Origin of the sequence: Yoonia sp. R2331 (genome assembly GCF_041103235.1) — a bacterium.
Lineage (GTDB): Bacteria > Pseudomonadota > Alphaproteobacteria > Rhodobacterales > Rhodobacteraceae > CANMYO01.
Map to the genome: position 1 here is coordinate 80181 of NZ_JBGCUN010000003.1, position 26016 is coordinate 106196.

27 protein-coding genes are annotated in these 26016 nt (G+C 60.3%); 8 read left to right on the top strand and 19 right to left on the bottom strand.

The features are described from left to right. Nucleotides 1–143: 143 nt before the first annotated feature. A complete protein-coding gene (locus tag AB3Y40_RS18350) occupies nucleotides 144–938 on the top strand; it encodes a HupA family protein (RefSeq protein WP_369440339.1) in 795 nt (264 codons plus the stop codon). 73 nt (nucleotides 939–1011) lie between these two features. Here the strand turns inward: AB3Y40_RS18350 and rplT are convergent, their stop codons facing one another. From rplT to pyk, 5 genes are all read right to left on the bottom strand, one after another. Next, complete coding sequence (gene rplT, locus AB3Y40_RS18355) at nucleotides 1012–1371, bottom strand: 50S ribosomal protein L20 (protein WP_369440340.1); 360 nt, start codon at nucleotides 1369–1371, stop codon at nucleotides 1012–1014. Nucleotides 1372–1383: 12 nt separating this feature from the next. Beyond that, nucleotides 1384–1584, bottom strand: a complete 201-nt coding sequence (gene rpmI / locus AB3Y40_RS18360; RefSeq protein WP_369440341.1) for a 50S ribosomal protein L35 — start codon at nucleotides 1582–1584, stop codon at nucleotides 1384–1386. 123 nt (nucleotides 1585–1707) lie between these two features. Then, on the bottom strand, nucleotides 1708–2088 hold the full coding sequence (locus AB3Y40_RS18365; protein WP_369440342.1) for a pentapeptide repeat-containing protein: 381 nt from the start codon (nucleotides 2086–2088) through the stop codon (nucleotides 1708–1710). Between the two features lie 26 nt (nucleotides 2089–2114). Further along, on the bottom strand, nucleotides 2115–2339 hold the full coding sequence (locus AB3Y40_RS18370) for a hypothetical protein (RefSeq protein ID WP_369440343.1): 225 nt from the start codon (nucleotides 2337–2339) through the stop codon (nucleotides 2115–2117). A gap of 34 nt (nucleotides 2340–2373) precedes the next feature. Beyond that, the gene (gene pyk, locus AB3Y40_RS18375) at nucleotides 2374–3822 is read right to left on the bottom strand and encodes a pyruvate kinase (protein WP_369440344.1); all 1449 of its coding nucleotides are present in this window, start codon (nucleotides 3820–3822) and stop codon (nucleotides 2374–2376) included. Nucleotides 3823–3956: 134 nt separating this feature from the next. On the opposite strand from pyk, the gene AB3Y40_RS18380 reads away from it, so the two are divergent. Next, the gene (locus AB3Y40_RS18380) at nucleotides 3957–4691 is read left to right on the top strand and encodes an N-formylglutamate amidohydrolase (protein WP_369440345.1); all 735 of its coding nucleotides are present in this window, start codon (nucleotides 3957–3959) and stop codon (nucleotides 4689–4691) included. A 12-nt stretch (nucleotides 4692–4703) separates the two neighbouring features. Beyond that, a complete protein-coding gene (locus AB3Y40_RS18385; protein ID WP_369440346.1) occupies nucleotides 4704–5003 on the top strand; it encodes a DUF1244 domain-containing protein in 300 nt (99 codons plus the stop codon). 19 nt (nucleotides 5004–5022) lie between these two features. On the opposite strand, the gene AB3Y40_RS18390 is transcribed toward AB3Y40_RS18385, so the two are convergent. From AB3Y40_RS18390 to AB3Y40_RS18405, 4 genes are all read right to left on the bottom strand, one after another. Beyond that, on the bottom strand, nucleotides 5023–5631 hold the full coding sequence (locus AB3Y40_RS18390; RefSeq protein ID WP_369440347.1) for a LolA family protein: 609 nt from the start codon (nucleotides 5629–5631) through the stop codon (nucleotides 5023–5025). A 185-nt stretch (nucleotides 5632–5816) separates the two neighbouring features. Beyond that, nucleotides 5817–8000 carry a putative bifunctional diguanylate cyclase/phosphodiesterase gene (locus tag AB3Y40_RS18395; RefSeq protein WP_369440348.1) on the bottom strand — a complete coding sequence of 728 codons (2184 nt, stop codon included), beginning with the start codon at nucleotides 7998–8000 and terminating at the stop codon, nucleotides 5817–5819. A gap of 9 nt (nucleotides 8001–8009) precedes the next feature. Next, complete coding sequence (locus AB3Y40_RS18400; protein WP_369440349.1) at nucleotides 8010–8720, bottom strand: substrate-binding periplasmic protein; 711 nt, start codon at nucleotides 8718–8720, stop codon at nucleotides 8010–8012. A 105-nt stretch (nucleotides 8721–8825) separates the two neighbouring features. Beyond that, nucleotides 8826–10058: a urate hydroxylase PuuD gene (locus AB3Y40_RS18405; RefSeq protein ID WP_369440350.1), complete on the bottom strand. Its 1233-nt coding sequence runs from the start codon at nucleotides 10056–10058 to the stop codon at nucleotides 8826–8828. A 64-nt stretch (nucleotides 10059–10122) separates the two neighbouring features. Between AB3Y40_RS18405 and puuE the strand changes: the two genes are divergently transcribed. Next, a complete protein-coding gene (puuE, locus tag AB3Y40_RS18410; protein ID WP_369440351.1) occupies nucleotides 10123–11514 on the top strand; it encodes an allantoinase PuuE in 1392 nt (463 codons plus the stop codon). Continuing rightward, nucleotides 11511–12002, top strand: a complete 492-nt coding sequence (locus AB3Y40_RS18415) for an ureidoglycolate lyase (RefSeq protein WP_369440352.1) — start codon at nucleotides 11511–11513, stop codon at nucleotides 12000–12002. The genes puuE and AB3Y40_RS18415 overlap by 4 nt, the downstream gene beginning before the upstream one ends. 53 nt (nucleotides 12003–12055) lie before the next feature. Here the strand turns inward: AB3Y40_RS18415 and AB3Y40_RS18420 are convergent, their stop codons facing one another. The 5 genes from AB3Y40_RS18420 to AB3Y40_RS18440 form a co-directional block, all read right to left on the bottom strand. Next, nucleotides 12056–13033 (bottom strand): type I glyceraldehyde-3-phosphate dehydrogenase, encoded by a 978-nt coding sequence (locus tag AB3Y40_RS18420; protein ID WP_369440353.1) that lies wholly within the window; start codon nucleotides 13031–13033, stop codon nucleotides 12056–12058. Then, a complete protein-coding gene (locus AB3Y40_RS18425) occupies nucleotides 13030–13845 on the bottom strand; it encodes a bifunctional allantoicase/(S)-ureidoglycine aminohydrolase (protein ID WP_369440354.1) in 816 nt (271 codons plus the stop codon). The genes AB3Y40_RS18420 and AB3Y40_RS18425 overlap by 4 nt, the downstream gene beginning before the upstream one ends. Before the next feature lie 106 nt (nucleotides 13846–13951). Next, nucleotides 13952–16930 (bottom strand): DNA translocase FtsK, encoded by a 2979-nt coding sequence (locus AB3Y40_RS18430; protein ID WP_369440355.1) that lies wholly within the window; start codon nucleotides 16928–16930, stop codon nucleotides 13952–13954. A gap of 12 nt (nucleotides 16931–16942) precedes the next feature. Continuing rightward, nucleotides 16943–18145: an aminotransferase class I/II-fold pyridoxal phosphate-dependent enzyme gene (locus tag AB3Y40_RS18435; protein ID WP_369440356.1), complete on the bottom strand. Its 1203-nt coding sequence runs from the start codon at nucleotides 18143–18145 to the stop codon at nucleotides 16943–16945. A 95-nt stretch (nucleotides 18146–18240) separates the two neighbouring features. Further along, nucleotides 18241–19569 carry an amidase gene (locus AB3Y40_RS18440; RefSeq protein ID WP_369440357.1) on the bottom strand — a complete coding sequence of 443 codons (1329 nt, stop codon included), beginning with the start codon at nucleotides 19567–19569 and terminating at the stop codon, nucleotides 18241–18243. Nucleotides 19570–19613: 44 nt separating this feature from the next. Between AB3Y40_RS18440 and AB3Y40_RS18445 the strand changes: the two genes are divergently transcribed. Continuing rightward, nucleotides 19614–20861: a UbiH/UbiF/VisC/COQ6 family ubiquinone biosynthesis hydroxylase gene (locus AB3Y40_RS18445; protein WP_369440358.1), complete on the top strand. Its 1248-nt coding sequence runs from the start codon at nucleotides 19614–19616 to the stop codon at nucleotides 20859–20861. Here the strand turns inward: AB3Y40_RS18445 and AB3Y40_RS18450 are convergent. From AB3Y40_RS18450 to AB3Y40_RS18460, 3 genes are read right to left on the bottom strand one after another with little or no spacing between them, the layout of a single operon-like run. Then, nucleotides 20858–21034, bottom strand: coding sequence for a Trm112 family protein (locus AB3Y40_RS18450; protein ID WP_369440359.1), 177 nt, complete (start codon nucleotides 21032–21034; stop codon nucleotides 20858–20860). The two genes, AB3Y40_RS18445 and AB3Y40_RS18450, sit on opposite strands and share 4 nt — an antisense overlap. Continuing rightward, nucleotides 21031–21669: an LON peptidase substrate-binding domain-containing protein gene (locus AB3Y40_RS18455; protein WP_369440360.1), complete on the bottom strand. Its 639-nt coding sequence runs from the start codon at nucleotides 21667–21669 to the stop codon at nucleotides 21031–21033. The genes AB3Y40_RS18450 and AB3Y40_RS18455 overlap by 4 nt, the downstream gene beginning before the upstream one ends. Nucleotides 21670–21695: 26 nt before the next feature. Further along, on the bottom strand, nucleotides 21696–22604 hold the full coding sequence (locus AB3Y40_RS18460; RefSeq protein ID WP_369440361.1) for a tetratricopeptide repeat protein: 909 nt from the start codon (nucleotides 22602–22604) through the stop codon (nucleotides 21696–21698). Between the two features lie 99 nt (nucleotides 22605–22703). Here AB3Y40_RS18460 and AB3Y40_RS18465 point away from each other — a divergent pair, with 99 nt between their 5' ends. Next, nucleotides 22704–23339 carry an SGNH/GDSL hydrolase family protein gene (locus tag AB3Y40_RS18465; RefSeq protein WP_369440362.1) on the top strand — a complete coding sequence of 212 codons (636 nt, stop codon included), beginning with the start codon at nucleotides 22704–22706 and terminating at the stop codon, nucleotides 23337–23339. Nucleotides 23340–23410: 71 nt separating this feature from the next. Here the strand turns inward: AB3Y40_RS18465 and AB3Y40_RS18470 are convergent, their stop codons facing one another. Both AB3Y40_RS18470 and AB3Y40_RS18475 read right to left on the bottom strand, forming a co-directional pair. Continuing rightward, nucleotides 23411–24199 carry an exodeoxyribonuclease III gene (locus tag AB3Y40_RS18470; protein WP_369440363.1) on the bottom strand — a complete coding sequence of 263 codons (789 nt, stop codon included), beginning with the start codon at nucleotides 24197–24199 and terminating at the stop codon, nucleotides 23411–23413. A 10-nt stretch (nucleotides 24200–24209) separates the two neighbouring features. After that, entirely contained in the window at nucleotides 24210–25205 is a 996-nt protein-coding gene (locus AB3Y40_RS18475) for an asparaginase (protein WP_369440364.1), read from the bottom strand. Between the two features lie 186 nt (nucleotides 25206–25391). Here AB3Y40_RS18475 and AB3Y40_RS18480 point away from each other — a divergent pair, with 186 nt between their 5' ends. Further along, a complete protein-coding gene (locus AB3Y40_RS18480; protein ID WP_369440365.1) occupies nucleotides 25392–25922 on the top strand; it encodes an invasion associated locus B family protein in 531 nt (176 codons plus the stop codon). Nucleotides 25923–26016 lie beyond the last annotated feature (94 nt).

Consider the following 26016-nt stretch of genomic DNA (forward strand, 5'->3'; position numbering starts at 1 on the left):
CAGGGCCGTCCGCCGGGCGGCCCTTTTGCTTGGGCGACCTTCGCATCAGAAACGACAGCGCCATGTCAGGCCCCATCCCTTGCTAAGCAAATGACCAGATCCCGCACGCCAAGTGCGGCATGGAATTGGTAAAGGAGTAAGAGATGAAAAAGGTCTTTCTGATAGGCGCGGCTTGCCTGACATTGGCAGCTTGTGGCGGCGGCGGAGGCACCACAGTCACCACGCCAAAATTTGCCCCGGTTCAGGCACATCAGGGCGATGGCCCCGGTGAGCTGGAATTGAATGCCGCGGGCGACCGGATCAAGGTTGATATGGGTGACGTGACCACCACCCTGACGGCGGGTTCCATCGCATCGGCAGGCACGTTCGTCGGCGGCAGACAAACCGGTTCGGAACAGGCTACGGCCTTTGTCAGCGCGACCGGCAATTCGCGTGCAGGCGTGGCCTTTACACGCAACGGCACCGACCCACAGCACCTGTCATCGCAATTCGCACGGCTGACACAGACCGATGCACCCACCACGGGCAGTGCGACGCTGACCGGCGATTATGTCGGCATTCTGACCAACAATAACAACGCGATTGGCCGTATGACGGGTGATGCTCGCATCACAGCAAATTTTGGCAACGACACCGTGCGGGGCCGGATCACCAATCGTGAATACGGCAGTCTGACAACCGGCAATGTCTTTGCCACTGTCAGCGTGGACGACATTGTGCTGGAACAAACCGGATTTAATGGCAATGGCCGTTTTAGCGGCGACATCAGCGGCGGGGCTTTTTCCACCGCGGCCATTACCGGAACCTCGAACGGCGGCAATTTTGCTGGGTTGATTGCCGGTGTAACTGGCGACGAAATCGTCGGCGGCCTGCAAGTTAACAGCACCTACGGCGGGCAGCAGTTCGTGGAACAGGGCGCGTTTGCGGCCGGTCACTGACGGTCACGGCGGCAAACAAAAATGGCCCGGATGATCACTCATCCGGGCCATTGATCTATCTGGCAATATGGCCTTAGGCCATTGCTGCCTTGGCTTTACCAACGATGGCGGCAAATGCCTCTGGTTCGTTCACGGCGAGGTCAGCCAGCACTTTGCGGTCAACCTCGATCCCGGCCAGTGTCAGACCGTTGATGAACTTGGAATATGTCAGCGACTCGTCGATTGACCGCACACCTGCGTTGATCCGCTGGATCCAGAGCGAGCGGAAGTTCCGCTTGCGGTTATGACGGTCACGGGTCGCATATTGGTTGGCTTTGTCGACGGCCTGCTTGGCGACCTTGAAGGTCTTGGAGCGGCGATCATAATAGCCTTTCGCAGCGTCGAGAACTTTCTTGTGACGACGGTGCGTGACGGTTCCACCTTTAACGCGCATATCAAATTCTCCTTATTTTGCGTAGGGCATCATAGGCTTGATGATACCTTCATCAGCCTTGCACAGGGTTGTTGTGCCGCGTGCGTTACGCAGGAACTTGTTGGTGCGCTTGATCATTCCGTGGCGCTTTCCGGCCTGAGCCGCCACCACGCGGCCAGAAGCCGTCACCTTGAACCGCTTTTTGCAGCTCGACTTTGTCTTCATCTTCGGCATTTCCGTCTCCGTCTTTTGGGTCGGTTTACACGCGACTCGGCATGCCATTTCGGCCGGACGCGCGGGTTGAAGCGTTCCTTTAGGGGGAATCGGGTGGTGTGACAAGGGGCAAAGCCCCAGCCATCAGGCATTTGCGGCCTCGTATGCGGCAAATAGATCCGTCACCAGCACACCGTTGATCCGCATGCCCGTCAGATCGGCGTTCTGAATACTGCAATCCGCCAGGGTGACACCATCAATCGACAGGCCCGACAGGTTGGCATTGCTGATCGTAGTGCCCGCCAGCGTGACATTGTTGAACCGCGCCTGCGACAGGTTCACGTCGTCGAAATCGGCCTTGTGCAGATTGGTGTCAGTGAACTTGGCATCGGTGAGCACAGCAAAAAACCGCGCCCCTATCAGGTTGACCCCGTCAAAATCTGATCCAGCCATATTGGCACGGTGAAAGCGGGTGTCTTGCAGTTGATCGCCGTCAAACGGTGTGCCTTTGGATTGATCGTTCATATCCGCCCACCCTGATTGAATACGGTCTAACTGGTGTATCGCCCAATGACGCGCACGACAACGTCTGGGATCGTGTCAAAGCCATATGCCATCGGGCGCTGCTGCACCGCGTAGCCAATCATCAGCCCACCAATGATGAATAGGTAAGCTGGCAGGCGCGGGGCGCGCCCGTCCAGCAGTGCGCTGAAAATGGCTGGGATCGCCAGAACGGCCATCGCCAGCCCAGCAACAAAGAACAGATCAGGATCCATAAGACGCCCTTACGCTAACAAGGTTAACGCAGGCTTACTCTGGATCCGCTGCATAGATCAATCGTTCCGCACAAGGCGCCACACGCAGAATGTTCGTGGACCCCGGCGTGTTGAACGGCACACCGGCGGTGACGACGACCATGTCGTCTTCTGTGGCCATATCCTGTTCCAGCGCTGCGCGGACCGCGGCGATCACCGCGTCCTTGAACCGGTCAACCGGGCCAGTGACGACGCAGTTGGTGCCCCAGCTCAGGCACAGGCGGCGCGCGGTGCTGGTGTAGTTCGTCAGCGCCACAATCGGCACACGCGGCCGTTCGCGTGCAACCAGCGATGCGGTGGCACCCGACTGCGAGAAACAGCAGATCGCTTTGATGTCCGTCGTCTCGGCGATTTCGCGGGCCGCAGCGACGATGCCGTCGGCCACAGACTGCCGCTTGGCGGTGCGCGACGCTTCGATAATTTCGGTGTAGGTCGGGTCTTCTTCGACCTCACGCGCCACGTTGTCCATCGTGGTCACCGCCTCAATTGGGAAGCTGCCAGCGGCACTTTCCGCCGACAACATGACCGCATCGGCACCTTCATAAATAGCGGCGGCCACGTCAGAGACTTCGGCGCGGGTTGGCATCGGCGATTCAATCATCGACTCCAGCATTTGCGTCGCCACGATCACCGGTTTTGCAGCCGCGCGACACTTGCGGACCAACTGCTTTTGAATGGGCGGCACGTTCTGCACCGGCAGTTCCACACCCAGATCGCCACGGGCCACCATAATGCCGTCGCTCACCGCAAGAATGCTGTCAAACGCCTTCACGGCCGCCGGTTTTTCGATCTTGGACAGGATCGCGGCACGACCCTTGCACAGTTTGCGCGCTTCTTCGACGTCTGCGGGGCGCTGCACAAAGGACAGCGCCAGCCAATCAACGCCCAGATCACACACGAAATCGAGGTCTTTGCGGTCTTTCTCGGACAAGGCCGCCAGCGGCAGCACCACATCAGGCACATTCACGCCTTTGCGGTTCGAAATCGTCCCGCCCACGAGGACTTCGCAATCTGCAAAATCCGCGCCACAATCCTTGACCTGTAGCTTGATTTTGCCGTCATTCACCAGCAGGTGCGAACCGGGCTCAAGCGCGTCAAAAATCTCTTTATGGGGCAATTGCACGCGGCTCACGTCGCCGGGGGCATCGCTCAGGTCCAGACGGAATGACGCGCCAACCTCAAGCTCTTCACCGTCATCGTTGGCAAACACGCCAACGCGCAGTTTGGGGCCTTGCAAGTCGGCGAGAATGCCGATCGGGCTGTTCAAGTCCTTTTCAATCTGGCGAATGATCTCGTGCCGGGCACGGATTTCGGCGTGATCTCCGTGACTCATGTTCAGGCGAAACACATCGGCACCCGCCTCATGCAAAGCGCGGATCATTTCATAGTCATTGGAGGCCGGACCAAGCGTGGCCGTGATCTTGACGTTGCGGTGGCGTCTCATGGGTCATCCTTCAGGGTCTTGCCGCAAACGAAGGGAGGGTCGTTAGCGGTAACGAGATATTCGCGCCCTTATTGCGCAATTCCATTCCGGTCACAACTGGCCTAAGTCCGGTAACAAGGGAATGACAGGTAGATATGACACAGGACGCCTTTGAAATTAGCGGTGTAGATCGACCCGGACGCTGGCTTGTGACTTGCGATCACGCCAGCAATCGCGTGCCCGCTTGGGTCAACGGTGGCGATCTGGGGCTGCCCGCGGCAGATATGGAACGTCACATCGCTTATGATGTGGGCGCGGCGGGGGTGACAACGGCGCTCGCCGATCTGCTGGATGCGCCCGCGATCCTGTCGCAGTTCTCGCGGCTGGTGATTGACCCCAACCGGGGCCCGGATGACCCCACGCGACTGATGCGGCTTTATGACGGCACGATCATTCCCGCCAATGCTTATGCCGACGCGGACGAAAAGGCGCGGCGTGTCGCGCGACTATATGATCCCTACCATGACGCACTGGCCGAACTGGCGGCGCGACCGGGCACCGTGATTTGCGCCGTGCACAGCTTTACCCCGCAATTGCGCGGCCGTGCGCCACGCCCTTGGGAAATTGGCGTTCTTTATGCCAATGACGACCGCCTTGCCCGCCCACTGATGGATGCCTGCCGCGCGCAAGGCTGGGCCACCGGCGACAATGAGCCCTATTTGGGCCACTTGCCCGGCGATAGCATCGACCGACACGCGCTTACGGACGGGCGGCCCAATGTGCTGATTGAATTGCGCAATGACCTGATTGCCGATGCGGCGGGCCAGACCCTTTGGGCCCAGCGATTGGCGCCTATATTGAAACAGATATTGGCCGATACCGGCCTGTGACAGGAGACACCGATGGACGACCAGACCCGGATAGAGATTGAAGCCGCCGCCTTTCGCCGCTTGCAACAGCACCTGATGCAGGATCGGCCTGATGCCCAGAATATCGACATGATGAACCTTGCCGGGTTCTGCCGGAATTGCCTGAGCCGCTGGTATCAGGAAGCTGCCAATGCGCGCGGGATCGACATGTCGAAAGACGAAGGGCGCGAGGCGTTCTACGGCATGCCCTTTGCGGACTGGAAAGCCCGGCACCAGACCGAAGCGTCCGATGCCGCCAAAGTCGCCTTTGCAAAAAGCCACCCCAAGGAATAATCTCCGGGGTGGCCTGAGGTCAGCCGCGTTTGTTGGTCTCGGCCAGAATATTGAACTTGATATTGTCGATCGCCCCGCCCGCGCGCAGATCGTTGAGGATCACAGTCGTGGTCTGACCCACATCATCAGTGACAATCCATTGCCGCAGCTCAACCGGGTTTGCAGTGAACACCATCTGGATGTTGCCGTATTGCGGGTTGTCGGGATCCTGGGCTGTGATGGTGGTGCTGGTGCCGTCGCTGGTGTGGCCGGTGACCATGCGGGCGCGGCCGAGATCGACGTTTTGTTCCAGAATGATCTTCAACGGGGTCTGGTTCAGCGGGTAGCGTTCCGGCCCGGTGTTGGATCGGGGATCAAAAACCGCGACCGACCCGCCGCCCGCCATCACAAGGCTGTTGTCGGGCGGGTTATATTCAAACCGGATGCGCCCGGGCCGTTTGATGAAAATCTGGCCGGTCGATAACGTGCCATCACCATTGATCTGGGTAAACCCGCCTTGGGCTGTCTGCAACCGGTTCAGGTAATTCGAAACCTCTGCCAGCGACAGTTGTTGTGCCTGTGCGGAACCGCCTGCAGCGACCAGCGCCGTTGCGGCAACGCCCGTCATGAAATTGCGTCGTGTCGTCATATCGTTCACCTGACTTCTCGTCCTTTGCGTCTTGATGCACCTTAGCGATATGGGGGCACAACAGCGGATTGTCGTTTGCTAAGCGATAACATGCCTGTGTGAACCGATGACGGCACCGCCCCTTGGCGGGCCTGGCGGGTATTCCGGATATTGGGAAATGCGCGCAGGCCGCGGGTGCCTGCGTATCAAGAGGCCGCCTTGTGCAACCCTGCATCGCTGCTGCGCAAAAGGGTCAGAAAGTCGCTTTTTGGCATGGGTTTGGCATAGAAATAGCCCTGATGCAGGGTGCAATCCATGTCCTGCAGCAGGCGCGATTGCTGTTCGGTTTCGACGCCCTCTGCAATTGTGCCGATGCCCAGCACCCGGGCGGTATCAACCATGTAACGCACCAGCGCCAGCGCAGCGGGGTCATCGCTGATCGGGGCGATCAGTTCCTGTGCGATTTTCAGACGATCCGGTTGCGCCACCCGCAACCCCAGAACAGAGGTTTGGCCGGTGCCAAAATCATCAATCTCGATTGAGACACCGGCGCTGCGCATCGCGTCCAGCTTGGCAAGGGCCGTATCGTCAAACCCGTCAATCAGCGCGGATTCGACCAATTCGACTGACAATGCGGTGTCTGAGCGCCGCGCCATTTCGATCACATACGGCACGTAAGCATCACCCAGCAGGTCCTGTGCGGTCGCGTTAACCGACAAATGTGGCAGATGCAGGCCCTTAGCGGCGAGCTCCGATAGAAAATCCCCGCATTTCTCAAGCATGATCAGATCAATCATTTCCATAATGTTCATGCCTTCGGCTTCAGCCATGAAACTGCCGGGGGCCTCGATCCGGCCATCAGGGGTGCGCCAGCGCACCAAAGCCTCCGCCCCGTAAAGCCTGCCGGTTGAAAGGTCATATTGCGGCTGGAACACAGGTTCGAATTCGCGCCGCTCAAGCGCCTGCAGCAACATATCCTTGCGCGCGCGACGATCTTTCGCCTCTGCCCGGATACGACCCGTGACGAACACGGTCTGGTTGCGGCCCCGACGTTTGGCCTCATAAAGCGCTTCGTCGGCATCGGACAGCAGCGCCTCAAGGGTGGTGGTGTCGTCCGGCACCTCCCATGACAGGCCAATGCTGACGGTCAGATGGTTAGCATGGGCGGCGCGTTGGTGCGGGATCTGTTCGGATCGCACACTGTCATGCAGGGCTACGGCATAAGCTTCGCACGCTTCGACAGAGGCGCCGGTCAGCATGATCACAAACTCTTCGCCGCCATAGCGCGCACAGATGCGGGTGTCCGTGGCTGCCACGCGATCAATTGCTTGCGCCACACGGGTCAGACAAGCGTCGCCCGCCTGATGGCCATAGAAATCATTGTAAGCTTTGAATTCATCAACATCGATCAGCAGGATCGCGACTGGTTCTGGCGCAGCGCTGCTGCGGGCATAGCTTTCGACCGCTTTGCGATCAAAAGCGCCGCGATTGTTCAGGCCTGTCAGCGCATCGTGTTCCGCCAGTCGCACAAGCCGTTGGTTGGCGCGGCGCAATTCCTCTGACTTTTTCTTGAGCCGTTCAGTGCGTTCTTCCACCGCGCGCAGCAGCGCATCGGATTGTTCGGTCAGGACGCTGTTGTCCTTTTCCACCAGATCAATCGCCAATTCGGCCCCTTCGGACATGCGTTGAATACGCCCGCTCAGCACCTCGACTTCTGTTCCTTGCAGCATGGTAGGCGCATCGGGGACGTTGATCGCGCCCTTACCAGGTTGCCAACGCGCAGCGGCGTCCGCGAGTTTGAGGATATAATGCGCCATGATCCCAAAGACCAAACCGGCGATGACAAGGCCAAAGACCACATTCTTGGCCATCGACAACAGGAAATACGATAGCATACGGCTGACAATTGCAGGCGATACAATCGCGCGGTCGACTTCTATGCTTATCTTTCCAAATGGCGTATCGCTGCCGGTTTCTTCGGGCAGGACCAAAACCCGTGACAAGGTGATCGGATCCGGCGCTGTCACCCAGCCAAGACCGGGTAACGTGGGCTCAACGATGCGTTCTTCTGATACCATGATCGCACCATCGTTGATGATTTCAACTCGCCGCACTGCATTCAGCGTGAACAAGCCATCGACAACCTGTTCCGCTGCCTCGTCATGGTAGTTATAGGCCGCAGAAGCCGCAGAGGGCGCAAGGCTGACCAGATAGTCTTCTGCCACCAATTCCACGGCTCGTTTTTGTTGCGAAAAGTCCATTAACAACTGAAGCACCGCTGCCGCTGTTCCCAAAATGAAAGCGATCAGCAGTGTGCGCTTGAGCAGGACAACACTCAACCTGCGACGAGGCACATCAAGGTTGCCCAAAGGTTCTATTTGGTCCGTCACGACACCGGCCTAGTTGGACATCAGGGCAGATGTGATAGCGATGCTTTCTACAGGCAGATCATCCAAAGCAGATTGCAGTGCAGCCGCAACAGCCTCTGCGTCTGGGATCGCACGCGACACCAGCAGATACCCTTGAGTCTCCACCAGTTCGTTCGGATGAACCGTCAGCTGGGCCCGCTCTTGCCCGCTAAACAATTCTTCAATCAATCTTAGACCATTCATCTCACTCATTGGGAAAAGGTCGATCCGTCCGGACATCAGCTTCTTCAGATTGGCTTCATCGGTTGGGGCGGTCACAACGGTCAGCGTACCATTCTCAGCCAATTCCCAAAGCTCTGGCGTATAGGTAAACTCTGGCACTGCGCCAATCCGCAGGCCGGACAGGTCCGACAAATCCTGCCAGTCCGGCAGGGTCCGGTCTGTGCGATGGAAAAACACGAGCCTTTCGCTCGACACAGGGCCGACGTGGATGAAATCAGCGTTCCGCTCTTCGCTGAAATACCAAAACGACGAGGCGTGAAAGGTGCCGCGCCGAACGGCCTCAAGCCCGCGTCTCCACGGCATAAATCTGAAGTCGGGTTCATATCCCGCGTTCTTGGCGATCTCTGCAACCGTTTCGTTCACAAAGCCACCGTTTTCCAGTTGTTCGCCGGTATACGGAGAATACTCGCCCGTCGCGACAACGAGAGCCTCTGCCCGGGCCAGGGCAGGCATTGTCATCAGAACAATCGCAAAGACAAGTTTTAGCAGACGCATCGCGGCCTCCATTCAGAATGGGAATTGCCGCAAGCCTTAATGCCAATGTTTTAAGAAATGACTGCCACGTCAATTTTTGGACGAACGTGCCGCGCGATACCAATTCGCCAACACGAACCGGTCCGCATCCGGCAGCTGCGTGATATTGGCGGGTGGCATTGCGTGACTGACCGCCGATTGCAGATAGATTTCGCGGGCATGTGCCGCGACATCCGCGCGGGTTTCCAGAAACACGCCCTTGGGGGCCCACTGCATGTTGCCCCAGACCGGTTGCCTGGCATGGCACATGGAACACCGCCCGCGCACGATGTCATGGACCTGATCAAACCCCTCGGCTTCGGCAAATCGCGTTTCATAGCCGGTCAACGCACGGGCCTCTGATACCTCATATGTGTCATGGCCCGGAAAGGTCGATAGCCAGGCGATGGTGATGAATAACAGCACCGTCGCGGCCCACGTCCAATGCGGCTGACCCTGCCGCGCGTGCATGGAGTTGAAGTAGTGCCGGATCGTGACCCCCATCAGGAACACGAGTGCGGCGATAATCCAAGCATATTCCGTGCCAAACGACAGTGGGTAATGGTTGCTGAGCATCAGGAAGATGACGGGCAGCGTCAGATAGTTATTATGGGTCGACCGCAGCTTGGCAATCTTGCCGTACTTGGGGTCCGGCGTGCGCCCGGCCTGAAGGTCAGCCACGACGATCCGCTGGTTCGGCATGATAATCAGGAACACATTGGCCGTCATGATCGTGGCCGTAAACGCCCCCAGATGCAGCAGCGCCGCCCGGCCGGTAAACACCTGATTGTAGCCCCAGGACATGACCACCAACACCCCAAACAACAGGACCATCAGCGTGGTTGGCGTTTCACCCAGCGGCGATTTGCACAGCGCGTCATAGATCAGCCACCCCACCGCCAGCGACGCAGCCGACAGCCCGATCCCCTGCCAGATCGCAAGGTCCGCCTTGGCCGGGTCGATCAGATAAAGCTCTGCCCCGACCCAATAAATCACAGCCAACATGGCGAAACCGGACAGCCATGTGGCGTAGCTTTCCCACTTGAACCATGTCAGATGCGCGGGCATCGCCTCTGGCGCGACCAGATACTTTTGAATGTGGTAGAAACCGCCGCCGTGGACCTGCCATTCTTCGCCATCCGCCGGACCCTTGATGTCGCGGTTCAGACCCAGATCAAGGGCGATGAAATAGAACGACGACCCGATCCAGGCGATCGCCGTAATCACATGCAGCCAGCGCACCGCAAAGGCGATCCAGTCCCAAAGGATTGCGGCGTCATACATTTTGCTGTTCCCTGTGCCAGTCCCTTGGGCACAATCAATTCACGACCAAAAGATGGAAGTCCAGATGAACCGTTACCCGCGCGATATGTCAGGCCACGGCCCGACGCCCCCAGATGCCCAATGGCCCGGCGGTGCGCGGATCGCGGTTCAGATCGTGGTGAACTACGAAGAAGGTGGTGAAAACAATCTGCTTCACGGTGATCCCACGTCAGAGGCGTTTTTGTCCGAAATCGTCGGTGCCGCCGCCTGGCCCGGCCAGCGGCATTGGAACATGGAGACGATCTATGAATACGGCGCGCGGGCCGGGTTCTGGCGGTTGCACCGGATCTTGGGCGACCTGCCAGTCACGGTTTTTGGCGTGGCCACTGCACTCGCCCGGTCCCCTGATCAGGTGGCCGCGATGCAGACCAGCGGTTGGGACATGGCGACGCACGGGCTGAAGTGGATCGAATACAAGGACATGCCCGAAGACGAAGAACGCGCCCATATTGCCGAGGCCATCCGCCTGCACACCGAAGTGACCGGCACCCCGCCCACCGGGTTCTACCAAGGCCGGGCCAGCATGAACACGCTGCGGCTGGGGGCCGAGGCCGGGTTCAACTGGCTGGCCGACAGCTATGCCGACGACCTGCCCTATTGGCAGCGGATCGGGCGCCGCGATCATCTGGTCGTGCCTTATACGCTGGATTGCAACGACATGCGCTTTGCCACGCCGCAGGGGTTCAATGCAGGCGCACAGTTTTACGATTACCTCAAGGCGACGTTTGACGGGCTTTATCGCGAAGGCGGGCGAATGATGTCCATTGGCCTGCATTGCCGTCTGGCGGGCCGCCCCGGCAGGGCAGAGGCGTTGCGCGACTTTATCGCCTATGCGCAGGGCCATGCGGATGTCTGGTTCGCCTCTCGCAGCCAGATCGCGGATCACTGGCGCGCCACCCATCCTGCCGGGACGGGCGACAAGCCCAGCCAGATGGACCGCGCGCGTTTTGTGGACACCTTCGGGGGCGTTTTCGAACACTCCCCCTGGATCGCCGAACGCGCCCATGCGCTGGAACTTGGGCCAGCCCACGACAGTGCTACCGGTGTGCACAGCGCGCTGTGCCGGATGTTCCGCAGTGCCAGCGCGGATGAACGCCTTGGCGTACTGACTGCCCACCCTGATCTCGCGGGCAAACTGGCCGCTGCAAAGCGTCTGACGGCGCATTCCGCCGCCGAACAGGCCAGCGTCGGCCTTGATGCGCTGACCGACACGGAACGCGCCACCTTCGAACAGGCCAACGCCGCTTACGTCGAAAAATTCGGATTTCCCTTCATCCTCGCAGTGCGCGACAACACCAAAGACGACATCCTGCGCGCCTTTGAGACACGGCTGCAGAACGACCGCGAAACCGAGTTTGCCACCGCCTGCGCCCAGGTCGAACGGATCGCAGAATTGCGGCTGCGGGACATGCTATGAAGATCACCGCCCACCCCTTGACCGCCACCGAATTCGCCCCTTTTGGCGATGTGCTGGAGTGTTCAGGCGGCCCCGACAAGATCATCAACGCCGGGCTTTGCGGCCGCTACAATGACCGCGCTTTGCTCGATTTCGGCACCGGACGCGCCGGGATCAGCCTGTTTGACGCAACCCCTCGCAATCTGCCCTATACTTGCGACCTGCTGGAACGGCATCCCGAAGGGTCACAGGCCTTTATCCCCATGCACCAAAACCCGTTTCTGGTGATCGTGGCCCCCGATGCCGCAGGCCTGCCCGGCACGCCGCAGGCTTTTGTCACTGCCCCCGGCCAAGGCATCAATCTGCACCGCAACATATGGCATGGCGTGCTGACACCGCTGGCAGCCCCCGGCCTTTTCGCGGTGATCGACCGTATTGGTACCGGCACAAACCTTGAGGAATTCAAGCTGCCTACACCGTTTATGGTGGTCCCCCCTTCTTCTGGCTAAAATAATCCTCGGGGGGCACCGGCTTGCCGGTGCGGGGGCAGACAGCCCCCTCCTCAGCACGCCATCCGGCGCGCCATGTCGATCATGCGCGCCGAAAATCCCCATTCATTGTCGTACCAACCAAAAATCCGCACTTGATTTGGTGTTGTTGCCATCGTTTCCGGCGTCGCCACGATCAGGCTTTCGGGTCGGCTGCGCAGATCAGATGAGACAAGCGGCAAATCCGTCACCCCGATTATTCCGGGCGCGGCGCGCGACAACATGTCATTCAGCCCCGCGACCGTCACATCCGTTTTCAATGTTGCTGTCAGATCAATAGCTGAAACGCTCGCAACCGGAACCCTGACCGCCGCTCCGGTCAACCGCTCGCGGAGGTGCGGCAGCACGACCTTGACCATCTCGGTCGCACTTGTGGTCGTGGGCACCATCGACAGCGCCCCTGCCCGACTGCGGGCAAAGTCGCCACGCGGTGCGTCGATCATCGGCTGACTGGTCGTGTAACAGTGGATCGTTGTCATATGCGCGGCGTCGACACCAAAAGCCTCGTCCAGCACCCGCACCAGCGGCGCAAGCGCATTGGTGGTACAGGACGCATTCGAGATGATCTTTTGATCCGCAAGCGCGGCCTCATTCGCGCCCAAAACGACGGTTTCATCCGCAGCAGGTGACGGGCCCGAGATCAGCACCCTTCGCGCCCCGGCCTGCAGGCCGCGCGTCGCAATGTCACGGGTTTTGGCATGGCCCGCGCATTCGAGCCAAAGGTCGATACCGCTCAGGTCCGTCTTGCTCAGATCACTGTCTGAGACAAAGCGAATGCGCCGCCCGTCGACCACCAGCACATCGCCCTGAACCGTCACGGCCCCCGGATAGGGGCCAAAGACGCTGTCATAGCCAAAAAGATGGGCGCAAAGCGCGACTTCTGCGATGTCGTTGATCAGCGCCACCTCGATATCCGGATGACCTGCGAGCACTTGTCTCAGGATGGTCCGCCCGATCCGGCCAAAGCCGTTGATCCCGATGCGCAGCGTCATAGCCCCAGCGCTGCGTGCCGGTTCACGTCCTTGTACAGCAGATAGCGGAACTGTCCGTCACCGGTTGCCCGACAGGCCTGCGGGCAAAAGGCGCGCAGCCACATGTAATCACCGGGACCCACACTGACCCAATCATCGTTCAGACGATATTCGGCGGTGCCTTCCAGCACGTACAGCCCATGTTCCATCACATGGGTCTCCATAAAGGGAATCACGCCGCCGGGTTCAAAGTTCACGATGTTGACGTGCATGTCATGGGCCATATCCGTGGGGCTGACAAAGCGGGTGGTGGACCAGCGCCCGCCTGTATCGGGCATCTCGATTACCGGTGCGTCCGCCTCGTGGGTCACAAAGCCTACTGGCGCGGCCACATGCGGGCTGGGCCGGTAGCGTTTGCGCAGCCAGTGAAAAGTGAAAGCCTCAGCATGGTCGTTCTTGATCTGCCAGTCCGCACCGGCAGGCAGATAGGCATAAGAACCGGGGCGCAACAGATGCGTCTGACCATTCAAGGTCAGCTCTCCATGCCCACCGACAACAAAGATCACACCTTCAGCAGCGGGGTTCTCTTCGGGCGCGTCACTACCTCCCAGATGGTCCAGTTCCACGATGTAATGGCTGAAACTTTCGGCAAAGCCGGTCAGGGGCCGGGCAATGACCCACATGCGCATTCCCGTCCAGCCTGGTAGGAAACTGGTCGTGATGTCGCGCATCGTGTCGGCGGGGATAAAGGCATAGGCGGCGGTAAAGACCGCGCGTTCATCCAGCGTCTTGTCCTGTGGCGGCAACCCGCCGGGCGGTGTGGCGTAGGTCATGTCTTGGGGCCCTTGTGGTTCCCCCGCATTAAGGGGGCAGAACCTTCCAATGAAAAGGGCCGATCTTTTGATCGGCCCCTTCAAGATACGTGATGGTAAGGTGGTGTCAGTGCTGTTCAGGCACCAAAATCTCGCGCTTGCCCACATGGTTGGCCGATGACACGACGCCTTCATCTTCCATCTGCTCCACCAGACGCGCGGCTTTGTTGTAGCCGATGGCCAGCTTGCGCTGAATATAGCTGGTCGAGCACTTGCGGTCCTTGATGACGATTGCGACGGCAGTGTCGTAAAGCGCGTTTTCGCTATCGGACCCGTCGCCCAGACCCAGCACCAGATCAATGCTGCTTTCAGCATCTTCATCGGGGCCGTCCACAACGCCAGACATATACTCAGGCGGACCGAAGCCTTTAAGGAAGTTGACGATTTCCTCAACCTCTTCATCCGAACAGAACGGCCCATGCACGCGGGTGATCTTGGAACCGCCGGCCATATACAGCATGTCACCCATGCCCAGCAGTTGCTCGGCCCCCATCTCGCCCAGAATGGTGCGGCTGTCGATCTTGGAGGTCACCTGGAACGAAATCCGGGTGGGGAAGTTGGCCTTGATCGTCCCGGTGATCACATCGACCGACGGGCGCTGTGTCGCCATGATCAGATGGATGCCAGAGGCACGCGCCATCTGCGCCAGACGCTGAATACAGGCCTCGATCTCTTTGCCCGCGACCATCATCAAGTCGGCCATCTCGTCCACGATCACGACGATATAGGGCAGCACTTCGGGTGCAAATTCTTCGGTCTCGAACACCGGATCGCCGGTTTCATCGTCAAATCCGGTCTGCACCGTGCGGCTGAACATCTCGCCCTTGGCCAGCGCGTCCTTCACCCGGCCATTGTAGCCGTCGATGTTGCGCACGCCCATCTTGGACATCTTGCGGTATCTCTCCTCCATCTCGCCAACGACCCATTTGAGGGCCACCACAGCTTTCTTCGGATCGGTCACGACCGGCGAGAGGAGGTGCGGAATGCCGTCATAAACGGACAATTCCAGCATTTTGGGGTCGATCATGATCATCCGACACTCTTCCGGTGTCAGCTTATACAAGAGCGACAGGATCATCGTGTTGATTGCCACGGATTTACCGGACCCCGTGGTCCCGGCGATCAGCAGGTGCGGCATCTTGGCGAGGTTTGCGATGATCGGCTCACCGCCAATGTCCTTGCCCAGCGCCAGTGGCAGTTTCTGGTTGCCGTCGCCAAAGTCGCGGTGCGACAGGATTTCGCGCAGCACCACCTTTTCGCGGTTTTCGTTGGGCAGTTCGATCCCGATGACCGACCGGCCCGGCACGGTGGACACACGCGCAGACAGGGCCGACATGCTGCGGGCGATGTCATCGGCCAAACCGATCACACGGGAGGCTTTCAAACCCGGTGCAGGCTCCAACTCGTACATCGTGACCACAGGGCCAGGGCGGACTGAAACGATCTCACCCTTCACGCCGTAGTCATCAAGCACGCTTTCCAACATCCGAGCGTTTTCTTCCAGCGCTTCGTCCGACAGCACATGGCGCTGAATTTCGACCGGGTTGGTCAGCAGGTTCAGCGGCGGATGCTCGTAATCGGCATATTTGTCTTCAAACTGCAACGCGGGCTGTGCTTCGGCTTTGGCCTGCTTGCTGGGTGCGGCCTTGGGCGTGGAGTGCACGACCTTTTTGGGTGCCGCGGGCGCCTCTGGATTAAACAGCGGCTCTGCCACCAACGGTTTCGCCTCGGCCTGTGGCAGGGTGCTGCGCTGATAGACGGCAGGTGCGGGCGTTGCTGCAGGCGTGTCTTCGATGATCTCATCCTCGATCACGGCCATCTCAACGGCTTCGGGTTCAACAGCTGGGGCCGTATCAAGGATCATCGGGCGTGGGCCTTTGCCTGCGGTCAAGGACGGCTCAATCCGCACACCGGTCAGGGTTGGCGGCACGATGGGTGCCACGCGGGCGCGGATGGCGTCGGAAATCCGGGCCTTAACGCGGTCTTCACTGCCCGGTGTTTCGTCAAAGGCGCGGGGTTCCTGCGCCACCAGTTCGGGGTCCGGCATAGCGTCATTGCGCCGCAAAAGGCCCGACAACAGGCCTTTGGGTGCGGGCGCAGGCGCGGGTTCCGGCGCACGTGCAGGTGCGGCGAGTGGCGGTTCTTCGGCATAGCCAGCCGGGCGCACAACGGGCGGCATTTTGCGGGCGGCCGGGTCCGCGTCGCGGGTTGGCATCACCGGGTTGGCGCGCACCACCGCAGCGGCGCGAGCTTTTGCGTCGCCATCCGGGATCAGGCGGCGTGCGGCTTCTTCCTCTGCCGCCTCGCGAGCCATCGCCTCGCGCACCGCGCGGCGTTCCTCCATCTTTGCGGCCATGCCCGCGCGCATTCCGCCTGCCATCCGGGCCGAGGCGCCTGCGCCCTGCCCCAAAACTTTGAGGATCAGCGCATAAAGCATCACGGTGCCCAGCAGGACAAAGCGGCCACCAACGCGCAGTTCTGGCCGGGTAAAGCCCAGCGCAAAGGCCAAAAGCGCCAATGAAATCAAACCGGTGACCAGGGACATCAGCTTGATCGAAAAGACTTCTCCGAACGGGATCACGGTCAGCACGACACCCAGGGCCGTGTCGCCCACCATGCCGCCCAGTCCAAAGTTCGGCGGCCATGCGGCCCCCGGCACCAATGTCGCGGCGTAAACAGAAGCCGCGGCAATCGCCATCGGCGCATAAAGCAAGCGGCCAAGCGCCCGTTCCTGACCCCAGTGACCCACGAACCGTGCGCCCCAAGCGATCAGCACCAGTGGCAGCACCCAAATGCCCTTGCCCACCACCATCATCAGCGGTGCGGCAGTCGAGGCCCCGAAGCGGCCCAGCCAGTTTTGGACGGGTGCATCAGTGGCGGAAATCCAGCTTGGATCATCAGGCGTGTAGCTGATGAACATCGCGGCGGCCAAAAGCCCCATCACGATCAGACCGATCCCCAGCAACTCCTTGCTGCGTTTTTCCAACGCCGCCTGGGTGTCACTGTCCAAGAGCGGATCGCGCTGCCGTGATTGATAAGATGCCATGCTACTCTTCCCTTAGTCCTTGATGCAGTCACGCAGCAGGTTCAGCCCGCGCTGCACGTCTTCTTTTGGGGCGACAAGTGCCACCCGGATATAATTCTCGCCGGGGTTTCCGGCTGGTGTTGGTTGGCTCAGATAGGCGCCCGGCAAAGTGCGCACGCCGGTTTCCCGCCACAGCTTGAGCGCTGACGCCTCACCGTTATCGACGGGCAGCCACAGGAAAAATCCCGCAGGCGGCGACCGGTAGCCCGGCAAATTGCCCAGTATTTCGTCTGCTGCATCGAATTTCTCAGTATAAAGCGCCCGGCTGGCGGCAACATGGGTATCGTCGGCCCATGCGCGGGCCGACACAGCCTGCACGGGTCCGGGCACCGGCGCGCCGGCATAGGCGCGCAGCGATCTGATATGTTTGATGTTTTCCGGCCCACTAGCGACAAAGCCTGAGCGGATGCCTGCAAGGTTCGACCGCTTGGACAGCGAATGGAACGTCACGATACGTTCAGGGTTTGCGCCGACCACTTTGGCGACCCCTAGCACACCAACAGGGGGCGTTTCGCGGTACACTTCCGCATAGCATTCATCCGCAAAGATGATGAAATCGTGTTTTTCAGCCAGCGCGATAAGTGCCGTCCAATAGGCTGCGTCCGCCACGGCGCCCTGCGGGTTGGCGGGGCTGCAGATATAGGCAATCGCCGTGCGATCTAGTACATCCGCCGGCAGGCTGGCAAAATCCGGCAGATGTCCGGTCTCGGCCGTGGCATTGACGTAAACCGGCTCTGCCCCCACCGAGAGGGCGGCCACGGCGTATACCTGATAAAACGGGTTTGGCGTCAGGACGACAGGCTTTTGGCCGTTCTTCGTCTCAGGGCACAGCGCCATCGCGGCATTGTAAAGCGCCTCGCGCGTGCCATTGGCGATCATCAGGTGATCGTGGTCGAGCGTCACGCCATAGCGCCGCGACAGATAGCCCGCGATCGCATCCAACACCGCTGGTTCGCCGTTGTTGTTGGGATATTTCTTAAAGCGATCAAGGTCTTGCGCCAAAACCTCGCCCACAAAATCGGGAAAGTCGTGCTGCGGTTCACCGATGGTCATGTTGATGACATCACCACCCGGCTGGACAGCGTCCAACAGCCCACGCAAACGGGGCCACGTCGCAACCGGAAGGTTCGCAAACCGCTCAGGGTAAACCATAACTGCCTCAACTTGCGGGATCATTTCGCCCCGCTTTGGATGCAGATTAGCCGCAAGCGCCCTATGCTGTCCAGAATAAGGCAGCCGTGCGCAGGGTGACTTGGGCCGAATTGTGTCTTTTAGGCCAGCGCGCGCTCTGCCGCTGCCGCAAGACGCAAAAGCCGGTTATCCTGCCCAGCTGTAACGTTGAGCATGATGCCGCAAGACGCCACGCCCGTCGGCAAGGTCACAGCCGCGCCGCCCATCAGATTGGTGACCCGCGTGTTGCGCAACGCCAGCAGGTTTTCGCCTTTGTAATAGTCATCGTCGGTCAACAGGCGCTGCATGTTCGGCGGCAGGATCGGCGCGCTTGGCATGATCACCGCATCAAATCCGGCGGTGGCGGCGGCATAGTCCGCCCGGATCGCATCCAACCGGTGCCAAGCGGCGATATAGTCCGCGGCCTTCACGTTGCGTCCTGCGCGGACACGTTCAAGGATTTGCGGAAACATCTTGTCAGGTTCCGCCTCGACCCGGTCACGCCACCACGCATAGCTGTCCGCTGTATAAAGCGCCCCCGCATCGTCAAACGCCTGTTCCATTGGCGCAAAGGCAAAAGGGATGACCTGCGCACCGGCTGCGATCAGCTTGTCGCGCGCGTCTTCAAACGCGGCCAATGGCGCATCGCGCACACCCTCCATCGCAATGGTATCAAGCACCCCGAACCGCACGCCTCGCAAGCTGGCCCCCGTCAGATCAGGCGTGCCGCTGCCCTCCAGCGCCGCTGTCAGCAAAGCGGCATCGGCCACCGACCGGCAAAGCGGACCGACAGTGTCAAAGGTCAAGCACAACGGCACCACACCGTTCAGCGTCAAGCGCCCGTGCGTTGTCTTGAACCCCACGATATCGTTCCACGCCGCAGGTATGCGCACGGATCCGCCGGTGTCAGACCCGATGCCAGCCGCCGCCAACCCAAAAGCGACAGAGGCCGCGGCCCCCGAAGACGACCCCCCCGCCACCGCGTCCAGATCGTTCACGCAAGGCGGCGTTGCCGTCATCGGGTTCAACCCAAGGCCTGAAAACGCAATTTCTGACAGATGCGTTTTACCAAGACAGACCAGCCCAGCGGCAGTCGCATTGGTCAGCACCTCTGCGTCACGGTCCGGCACGCGGCCTTCCATCAGTTTGGTGCCGGCCTCTGTCCCCACACCCGCAGTGTCAAACAGGTCCTTCCAACTGATCGGCACACCGTCCAATGACCCGCGCCGCAACCCCGACTTGGCACGCGCGCTGGCAGCACGCGCCTCTGCCCGGGCACGGTCGTGGGTGACGCGGGCATAGATGCGGTCGCGGTGCTCGTGGGCATCAATGGCGTTCAGATAAACCTCTGTCAGGGCCACCGGATCAATGTCGCCCGCAGCAATCCCCTGCCCCAGCGCCGCCGCCGTCATCCACCGCCATTGATCCATTGTCGTCCCCTTGCCTTTGGCGAAACGTAGCGGGCGCATGTCGCATGGACAATCCCGCGCGCATCCCCATATTGCGCCCTATGGACGCCGATATCATCATCGTGGGTGGCGGGCTAAACGGCCCAGCCCTTGCCCTTGCCGCTGCACAGGCCGGGTTCCGCGTGACGATCATCGACGCGCTGCCGCTCGACACCCGCAAAGACCCCGCCTTTGACGGACGATCCTATGCCTTGGCGCTTGGGTCACAGCGACTTTTGAAAGGCATCGGTGTCTGGCCTGCGATTGCCGATAACGCCCAGCCCATGCTGGAAATCAAGGTCACCGATGGCCGCGCAGGCGAAGGACCCAGCCCTTGGGTCATGCACTTTGACCACGCCGAAATCGAAGAAGGCCCCATGGGCTATATGGTCGAAGACCGCCACCTGCGCAGTGCCTTTCTGGATGCGATGGCAACGGACGACCGGATCACGCACCGGGCAGGTGAAACGGTCATCGCCCAAACCACCGGCCCGGCCCAAGTCTCTGTGACGCTCGAGAACGGCGAAACCCTGACCGCCGGTGTCCTGATCGGCAGCGATGGCCGCGCATCCGGCACCGCCCGCCGCGCAGGCATCACCCGCACCGGTTGGGGCTATGACCAGACAGCGCTTGTCTGCTGCGTGGCGCACGAAAAGCCGCATGGCGGCATCGCGCACCAGTTCTTCATGCCCGGCGGCCCGCTTGCGATCCTGCCCCTGACCGGCAACCGCAGTGCGATTGTCTGGTCCGAGGATGCCGGGCGCGCCGCGACACTTGCGGCTTTGGACGATGACGCCTTCCTTGATGCGCTCAGACCCGCCTTTGGCAGCTTTCTGGGACAGATCAGCCTGACCGGCGCGCGGTTCAGCTATCCGCTGGGCCTGACACTGGCCGACCGCTTTGTCGCCAACCGCGTCGCTTTGGTGGGTGACGCCGCCCACGGTGTACATCCCATTGCAGGGCAAGGGCTGAACGCCGGCCTGCGCGATGTCGCGGCTCTCGCACAGGTTCTGACAGAGGCGCGCCAACGCGGCGAAGATATCGGCGCGTCCTTGGTGCTGGACCGCTATCAAAGCTGGCGGCGGCCGGATGCTGCCAAACTGGCGCTGGCGACGGACACCTTTAACCGGCTGTTTTCAAACGATAATCCGCTGATTCGCGCGGCGCGTGATCTCGGCATGGGGGCGGTCAACGCCATGCCCGGCCTGCGCCGCAGCTTTATCCGCGAGGCCGCCGGACTAACCGGCCAGTTGCCCCAGCTGATGCGCGGCTAGTCCAGCACGCGCGCTTCATCGACCAGCATCACCGGGATGCCATCGCGGATCGGATAGGCAAGGGCTGCGGGTTTCGACACAAGCTCTTGCCGCTCTGCGTCATAGCGCAACGTGGCCTGAGTCTGCGGACACACCAATGCCTCGACCATCTTGGGATCAAATTCAGTGTTCATTGCATCACCTCTTCCGTACTGCCGCGTCTTAGCGCAAATTCAATCAGCGTGACCAGTGTTTCGCGCCGCCTGCTCAGCGATTGCGCCTCAAGCAACGCCTGCTTGTCCTCTGGCTCAAACGGGCACAGCATCGACAGCGAGTTGATCAGCAGCTCATCCTCTGCTTCGCCCAGCGATTCCCAATCGGTTTTCAGGCCCTGATCATCAAAGAACCGCCCCAGAAGCTCCATGAACTTTTCGCGTTGGAAACCGGTGTCGCGCTCTGCCGCCCCTAGGTCACGATCAAACCCGCCCCAGTCTACGGTGCAGCGTCGATAGGGTGTGAATCCCTCAACCTCTTCCTTGATCCGAAAACGCGACATGCCCGACAGGGTTACCATATAGCGCCCGTCTTCCGTTTCGGAAAAAGCGGTCAGCCGCCCGGCACAGCCGATATTGTGCAGCACACCCGACTCACCCGGCGCGTCATAGGGCTGCACCATGCCGATCAAGCGATGAGAGGTCTTCAGCACATCATCCAGCATCGCCAGATAGCGCGGCTCAAAAATATGCAGCGGCAGCCGGGCGCGTGGCAACAACAGCGCGCCGGGCAGCGGAAAGACGGCAATCGTCTCTGGCAGTTCGCTTGGTGTCATAAAGAAAGAGTAGCGCGGTCAGCGCATCAGGCAAATATCATCGACGACAACTTGCGCCGTCCATTCAGCGCAATGGGATCCTTGGCATCAAGCGCGTCAAAGATCTTGAAAAGCTGCGCCTTGGCGGCCCCATCGTTCCATTCCCGGTCGCGGCGGAAAAGGTCCAGCAAATGATCCACCGCCGCCTCTGTCTGACCATTGGCATGAAGTGCGGTTGCCAGATCAAGCCGCGCTTGATGATTGTCTGGCTCCGCCTCGACCTGCGCCTGCAACTCCGCCACGGGACCGGCATCCGCCGCTTCTCGCGTGAGCGCGATCTGGGCTGCGACCGCTTCCAGCGCAGGGTCGGTTGAAATCTCCGCCGGTGCGCCGTTCAGGATCGCCTCTGCCTGGTCCACGTCATCAAGCGCCAGATAGGCGCGGACGAGTCCGGCATAGGCCGCGGCCGAGTTGGGGTCTTCCTGCAGGATCGCAGCGAAAGTCTCAGCCGCATCAGCAGCCGCGCCCTCTTCCAGCATCGCCTCAGCTGCAGCAATGGCATCGTCCAGGCCGTTGTCAGGTTCCCCCCCCAAAGCGGCGACTTTTTCAACAAATGCGTTGACCTCAGACGGCGGCAAGGCGCCCTGAAAGCCGTCAACCGGCTGGCCGTTGTGAAAGGCATAGACCGTCGGGATCGACTGCACCCGCAATTGGCCCGCATAACCGGGGTTTGCGTCCACATCGATCTTCACCAGCTTGACGCGCCCACCTGCCGCAGTGACGGCTGCTTCAATCGCCGGGCCAAGCGTTTTGCAGGGGCCACACCACGTGGCCCAGAAATCCACGATCACCGGGACAGTCTGTGACGCCTCGATCACGTCTTCCATAAAGGTGGCATCGCTGCCATCGATGATGTTGTCGCCCACGGCGGGCTGACCTTGTCCCAATTCCAACATCTGATGCCTCTCGTATCCGATTGTGCGCCCTATATGTGCGCAAAGCCCGGAAAGTCCAAGGGGGTAGCGTCACGCCAAAGCGCCGCTTAGGCTGAACCCATGCAAACGATCCTGACCTTTGGCGACAGCAACACCCACGGCACCCCGCCCATGACCACGCGCGGCACGCCTGCGCGCTTTGACGCAGCAACCCGTTGGCCCGGCGTGATGCAAGCCGCGACCGGCTGCACCCTGATCGAAGAAGGCCTGCCCGGTCGCTCCGCTTGCGCCGCCGCTGACCCTATCATGGGCCCCCATATGAACGGGCATCTGGGCCTGCGGATTGCCCTGCAAAGTCACGGACCCATTGATGTGCTGACGATCATGCTGGGGACCAATGACCTCAAGGCGCATTTCGGCCTGACACCGGATGCCATCACCTCCGGTGTGGCAGGCCTGCTGGGGCTGGCCCTGGGCGACGATTACCAGACCCGCCATGGCGGGTTTCAGGTCGTTTTGATCTGCCCACCGCCGGTCTTGGAAACCGGCATCCTCGCCGCAGAGTTTCAAGGCGGTGCTGCCAAAAGCCACGAGCTGCCCGCACGCTACGCAGCACTCGCACAATCACGCGGCGCATCATTCCTGAATGCCGGCGATCATATCACAAGCAGCCCGATTGACGGCATCCACCTTGATGCCGCCAACCACGCAGCCCTTGGCCAGGCCGCAGCGCAGCGCATTCTTTCTTTTGAATAAAAATATGCCCGCCGGAGGCACCCGAAAATTTGCAAATTTTCGGACCAGATTTTTTGAAAAAATTTGCGGCCCTACAGATCAAATGTCGCGAATACGGGCGCGTGATCGCTCGGCTGCTCCCAGCCGCGCACGTGTCGCAACACCCGGCTCGAATGCGCAGCACCGGCAATATCAGGCGTGGCCCAGACATGATCCAACCTGCGCCCCTTGTCGGCCCCATCCCAATCGGGCGACCGATAAGACCACCAGCTGAACAAAGGCCCGTCCGGGATATCCGTGCGCGTGACATCAACCCAACCGGCTGCATCTTTTACCTCTGCCAGATGTTCCACTTCGATGGGCGTATGGCTCACCACTTTCAAAAGCTTCTTGTGGTCCCAAACATCGTCTTCGCGGGGCGCAATGTTCAGATCACCTACCAAAATGGACTTCTGTGGCGCATCCGCGCGAAAGGCATCGCGCATCTCGGTCAAGTAATCGAGCTTTTGCCCAAATTTCTCATTCACCGCCCGATCCGGCTTATCGCCACCGGCTGGCACATAGAAATTGTGGATTGTAACACCATTGTCCAACTGCCCCGCGATATGGCGCGCATGGCCAAGACTTGCATAATCGGCAGCGCCAACCTCTTTGATCGGCAGCTTGGAAAAGATGCCAACGCCGTTATACCCCTTTTGCCCGCGCCCCACGAAATGCCCGTAGCCAAGGCTTTGGAACTGCTCCATAGGGATTTTTTCAACCGGGCTTTTGCACTCCTGAAGGCATAGCACATCCGGCGCCTCCTCGCGCATCAACTGCGCCACGAGGTTCTCGCGCAAACGGACAGAATTGATGTTCCAGGTGGCAAGCGTAAACGGCATGATGTTTCCTTCAGCTCAATGCGGCAGCTGGGCGCAGAACACCCGTGGCAAAGCCGCGACGATTCAAAATAAGTGGGGTCATGTGGCGTTGCGCTGCCGGGTGAACCGGGTCCAGAACCCCTGACCGTACCAGCAAAGCAGCAATCGCGGCATTGGCCGCGCGGGTCGTGCCATCAGCGATCTTCAGGGCGATGCCCAGCTGATTTTCGGGCACAATCGCGACGAACACTCCTTCGGCCCCGGTCTTGATCGCGGCCCGGCCTTGCATGGCTTGCATCAGCTCTGTGCAGGCCCGCTTGTCCCCCGCCACAAGATCAGGATGGGTGACCATCGCCTGATAAAGTGCCGTTGCCGCGCGCGACCGAGTGTCATCTTTGCCCTGTGCGGCTGCAAAAGCCGCCATCGCCCGGGCCAACCCGTGCAGGCTGCAAGTGTGATTGGGAGCAGAGCATCCATCGCGCGCCCAACCCTCGCTTGTCTCGCCCGTGACCTCTTCAAACGCGGCTTTGACGGCTTGCTGCACCGGGTGATCGATCAGATCATACTCCGCATCCCCGCCCAGATGCTGTGACAAGGTGAGAAATCCAGTGTGCTTGCCCGAACAATTGTTGTGAACTTGACAGGGCGAAGTATCCGACTTGATCAGGCCTTCACGGGCGGGACGATCATCGGGCATCTGCGGGCCGCAACGCAGGGCCGTATCATCCAGCCCAAGTGCGGCCAGCCAATCGCGCACCCGGTCGGTATGAATCGCAGCCCCCTGATGCGACGCGCATGCCAGCGCCAGATGCGCTGGCGTCAGTTGCCGGGCGGCGGCGGCACCGCTTTCGACCAGCGGCAGGGCCTGGATCATCTTGCAGGACGACCGTGGATAAATGACCTGTGCGGGATTGCCCCAGCTTTCGACAATCTGCCCCGTAACGTCGCAAATCACCGCGTGGCCCTGATGAACTGATTCCAGCAGATCGCCGCGCCACACTTCGACCAGATCGACCCCAAGGCTCATATCGGTTGCATTCCTCTTTGGACCACACGGGTTTGTGCCCGATTGGGGCTTTCCCCATTGGGCGGTTTTTTGCTACGATCATGGCTATCGAGTTGAAAGACAACCTGCCAGCCGAAAAGGTGCCGTCAGATGCACCGCTGCTGAACAGGTGGACCCAGAGGCAAGGACAGCTTGGAGGCTGTAGGAATGATTTTGAAATTGGCGCGCGTATGCGGCACGGCATTGGCACTTGTCGGGGCGGGACCTTTGAGTGCGCAGGAAACAACAGACAACCGCGTGGCGGCGAATACCGATTGGAGCGTGTTCGTCGAGGATAACCCGACCGAATGCTGGGGCGTCTCTGCCCCCAAAGAGACGGTGAACACTCGTGACGGTCAGGTCGTTCAGGCCCGGCGTGGCGACATTCTGCTCTTTGTCTTTTACCGGCCCAGCGCATCGGTGCAGGGTCAGGTTGCCTTTACGGGCGGATATCCATTTGCAAGCGGATCAACTGCCGCACTGACAATTGCGGGCACCGAATTCCAGCTGTTCACCGAAGGTGAATGGGCCTGGCCCGCCACGCCCGAGGATGACGCCAAGATCGTAGCGGCCATGAAGCGTGGGTCGGATGCCACCGTTGTGGCCCGATCAGGGCGCGGCACGACCACTACGGACAAGTTCAGCCTTCTGGGCTTTACCGCAGCCGTGGAAGAAGCGGCCAAACGGTGTGCAGGGTAGTAAAATCCTGACACAGGATTTTGACCAGACTTTTTAAAAAGTCTGGTGCCTCCGGCGGGCATATTTTCATTCAAAAGAAAGAGCGGGCGGTTTT

What these genes read in the sequence shown, in the direction of transcription:
- AB3Y40_RS18350 (WP_369440339.1), top strand. Translation starts at nt 144, where the DNA reads ATGAAAAAGGTCTTTCTGATAGGCGCGGCTTGCCTGACATTGGCAGCT.
- rplT (WP_369440340.1), bottom strand. Translation starts at nt 1,371, where the DNA reads ATGCGCGTTAAAGGTGGAACCGTCACGCACCGTCGTCACAAGAAAGTT.
- rpmI (WP_369440341.1), bottom strand. Translation starts at nt 1,584, where the DNA reads ATGCCGAAGATGAAGACAAAGTCGAGCTGCAAAAAGCGGTTCAAGGTG.
- AB3Y40_RS18365 (WP_369440342.1), bottom strand. Translation starts at nt 2,088, where the DNA reads ATGAACGATCAATCCAAAGGCACACCGTTTGACGGCGATCAACTGCAA.
- AB3Y40_RS18370 (WP_369440343.1), bottom strand. Translation starts at nt 2,339, where the DNA reads ATGGATCCTGATCTGTTCTTTGTTGCTGGGCTGGCGATGGCCGTTCTG.
- pyk (WP_369440344.1), bottom strand. Translation starts at nt 3,822, where the DNA reads ATGAGACGCCACCGCAACGTCAAGATCACGGCCACGCTTGGTCCGGCC.
- AB3Y40_RS18380 (WP_369440345.1), top strand. Translation starts at nt 3,957, where the DNA reads ATGACACAGGACGCCTTTGAAATTAGCGGTGTAGATCGACCCGGACGC.
- AB3Y40_RS18385 (WP_369440346.1), top strand. Translation starts at nt 4,704, where the DNA reads ATGGACGACCAGACCCGGATAGAGATTGAAGCCGCCGCCTTTCGCCGC.
- AB3Y40_RS18390 (WP_369440347.1), bottom strand. Translation starts at nt 5,631, where the DNA reads ATGACGACACGACGCAATTTCATGACGGGCGTTGCCGCAACGGCGCTG.
- AB3Y40_RS18400 (WP_369440349.1), bottom strand. Translation starts at nt 8,720, where the DNA reads ATGACAATGCCTGCCCTGGCCCGGGCAGAGGCTCTCGTTGTCGCGACG.
- AB3Y40_RS18405 (WP_369440350.1), bottom strand. Translation starts at nt 10,058, where the DNA reads ATGTATGACGCCGCAATCCTTTGGGACTGGATCGCCTTTGCGGTGCGC.
- puuE (WP_369440351.1), top strand. Translation starts at nt 10,123, where the DNA reads ATGAACCGTTACCCGCGCGATATGTCAGGCCACGGCCCGACGCCCCCA.
- AB3Y40_RS18415 (WP_369440352.1), top strand. Translation starts at nt 11,511, where the DNA reads ATGAAGATCACCGCCCACCCCTTGACCGCCACCGAATTCGCCCCTTTT.
- AB3Y40_RS18420 (WP_369440353.1), bottom strand. Translation starts at nt 13,033, where the DNA reads ATGACGCTGCGCATCGGGATCAACGGCTTTGGCCGGATCGGGCGGACC.
- AB3Y40_RS18425 (WP_369440354.1), bottom strand. Translation starts at nt 13,845, where the DNA reads ATGACCTACGCCACACCGCCCGGCGGGTTGCCGCCACAGGACAAGACG.
- AB3Y40_RS18430 (WP_369440355.1), bottom strand. Translation starts at nt 16,930, where the DNA reads ATGGCATCTTATCAATCACGGCAGCGCGATCCGCTCTTGGACAGTGAC.
- AB3Y40_RS18435 (WP_369440356.1), bottom strand. Translation starts at nt 18,145, where the DNA reads ATGATCCCGCAAGTTGAGGCAGTTATGGTTTACCCTGAGCGGTTTGCG.
- AB3Y40_RS18440 (WP_369440357.1), bottom strand. Translation starts at nt 19,569, where the DNA reads ATGGATCAATGGCGGTGGATGACGGCGGCGGCGCTGGGGCAGGGGATT.
- AB3Y40_RS18445 (WP_369440358.1), top strand. Translation starts at nt 19,614, where the DNA reads ATGGACAATCCCGCGCGCATCCCCATATTGCGCCCTATGGACGCCGAT.
- AB3Y40_RS18450 (WP_369440359.1), bottom strand. Translation starts at nt 21,034, where the DNA reads ATGAACACTGAATTTGATCCCAAGATGGTCGAGGCATTGGTGTGTCCG.
- AB3Y40_RS18455 (WP_369440360.1), bottom strand. Translation starts at nt 21,669, where the DNA reads ATGACACCAAGCGAACTGCCAGAGACGATTGCCGTCTTTCCGCTGCCC.
- AB3Y40_RS18460 (WP_369440361.1), bottom strand. Translation starts at nt 22,604, where the DNA reads ATGTTGGAATTGGGACAAGGTCAGCCCGCCGTGGGCGACAACATCATC.
- AB3Y40_RS18465 (WP_369440362.1), top strand. Translation starts at nt 22,704, where the DNA reads ATGCAAACGATCCTGACCTTTGGCGACAGCAACACCCACGGCACCCCG.
- AB3Y40_RS18470 (WP_369440363.1), bottom strand. Translation starts at nt 24,199, where the DNA reads ATGCCGTTTACGCTTGCCACCTGGAACATCAATTCTGTCCGTTTGCGC.
- AB3Y40_RS18475 (WP_369440364.1), bottom strand. Translation starts at nt 25,205, where the DNA reads ATGAGCCTTGGGGTCGATCTGGTCGAAGTGTGGCGCGGCGATCTGCTG.
- AB3Y40_RS18480 (WP_369440365.1), top strand. Translation starts at nt 25,392, where the DNA reads ATGATTTTGAAATTGGCGCGCGTATGCGGCACGGCATTGGCACTTGTC.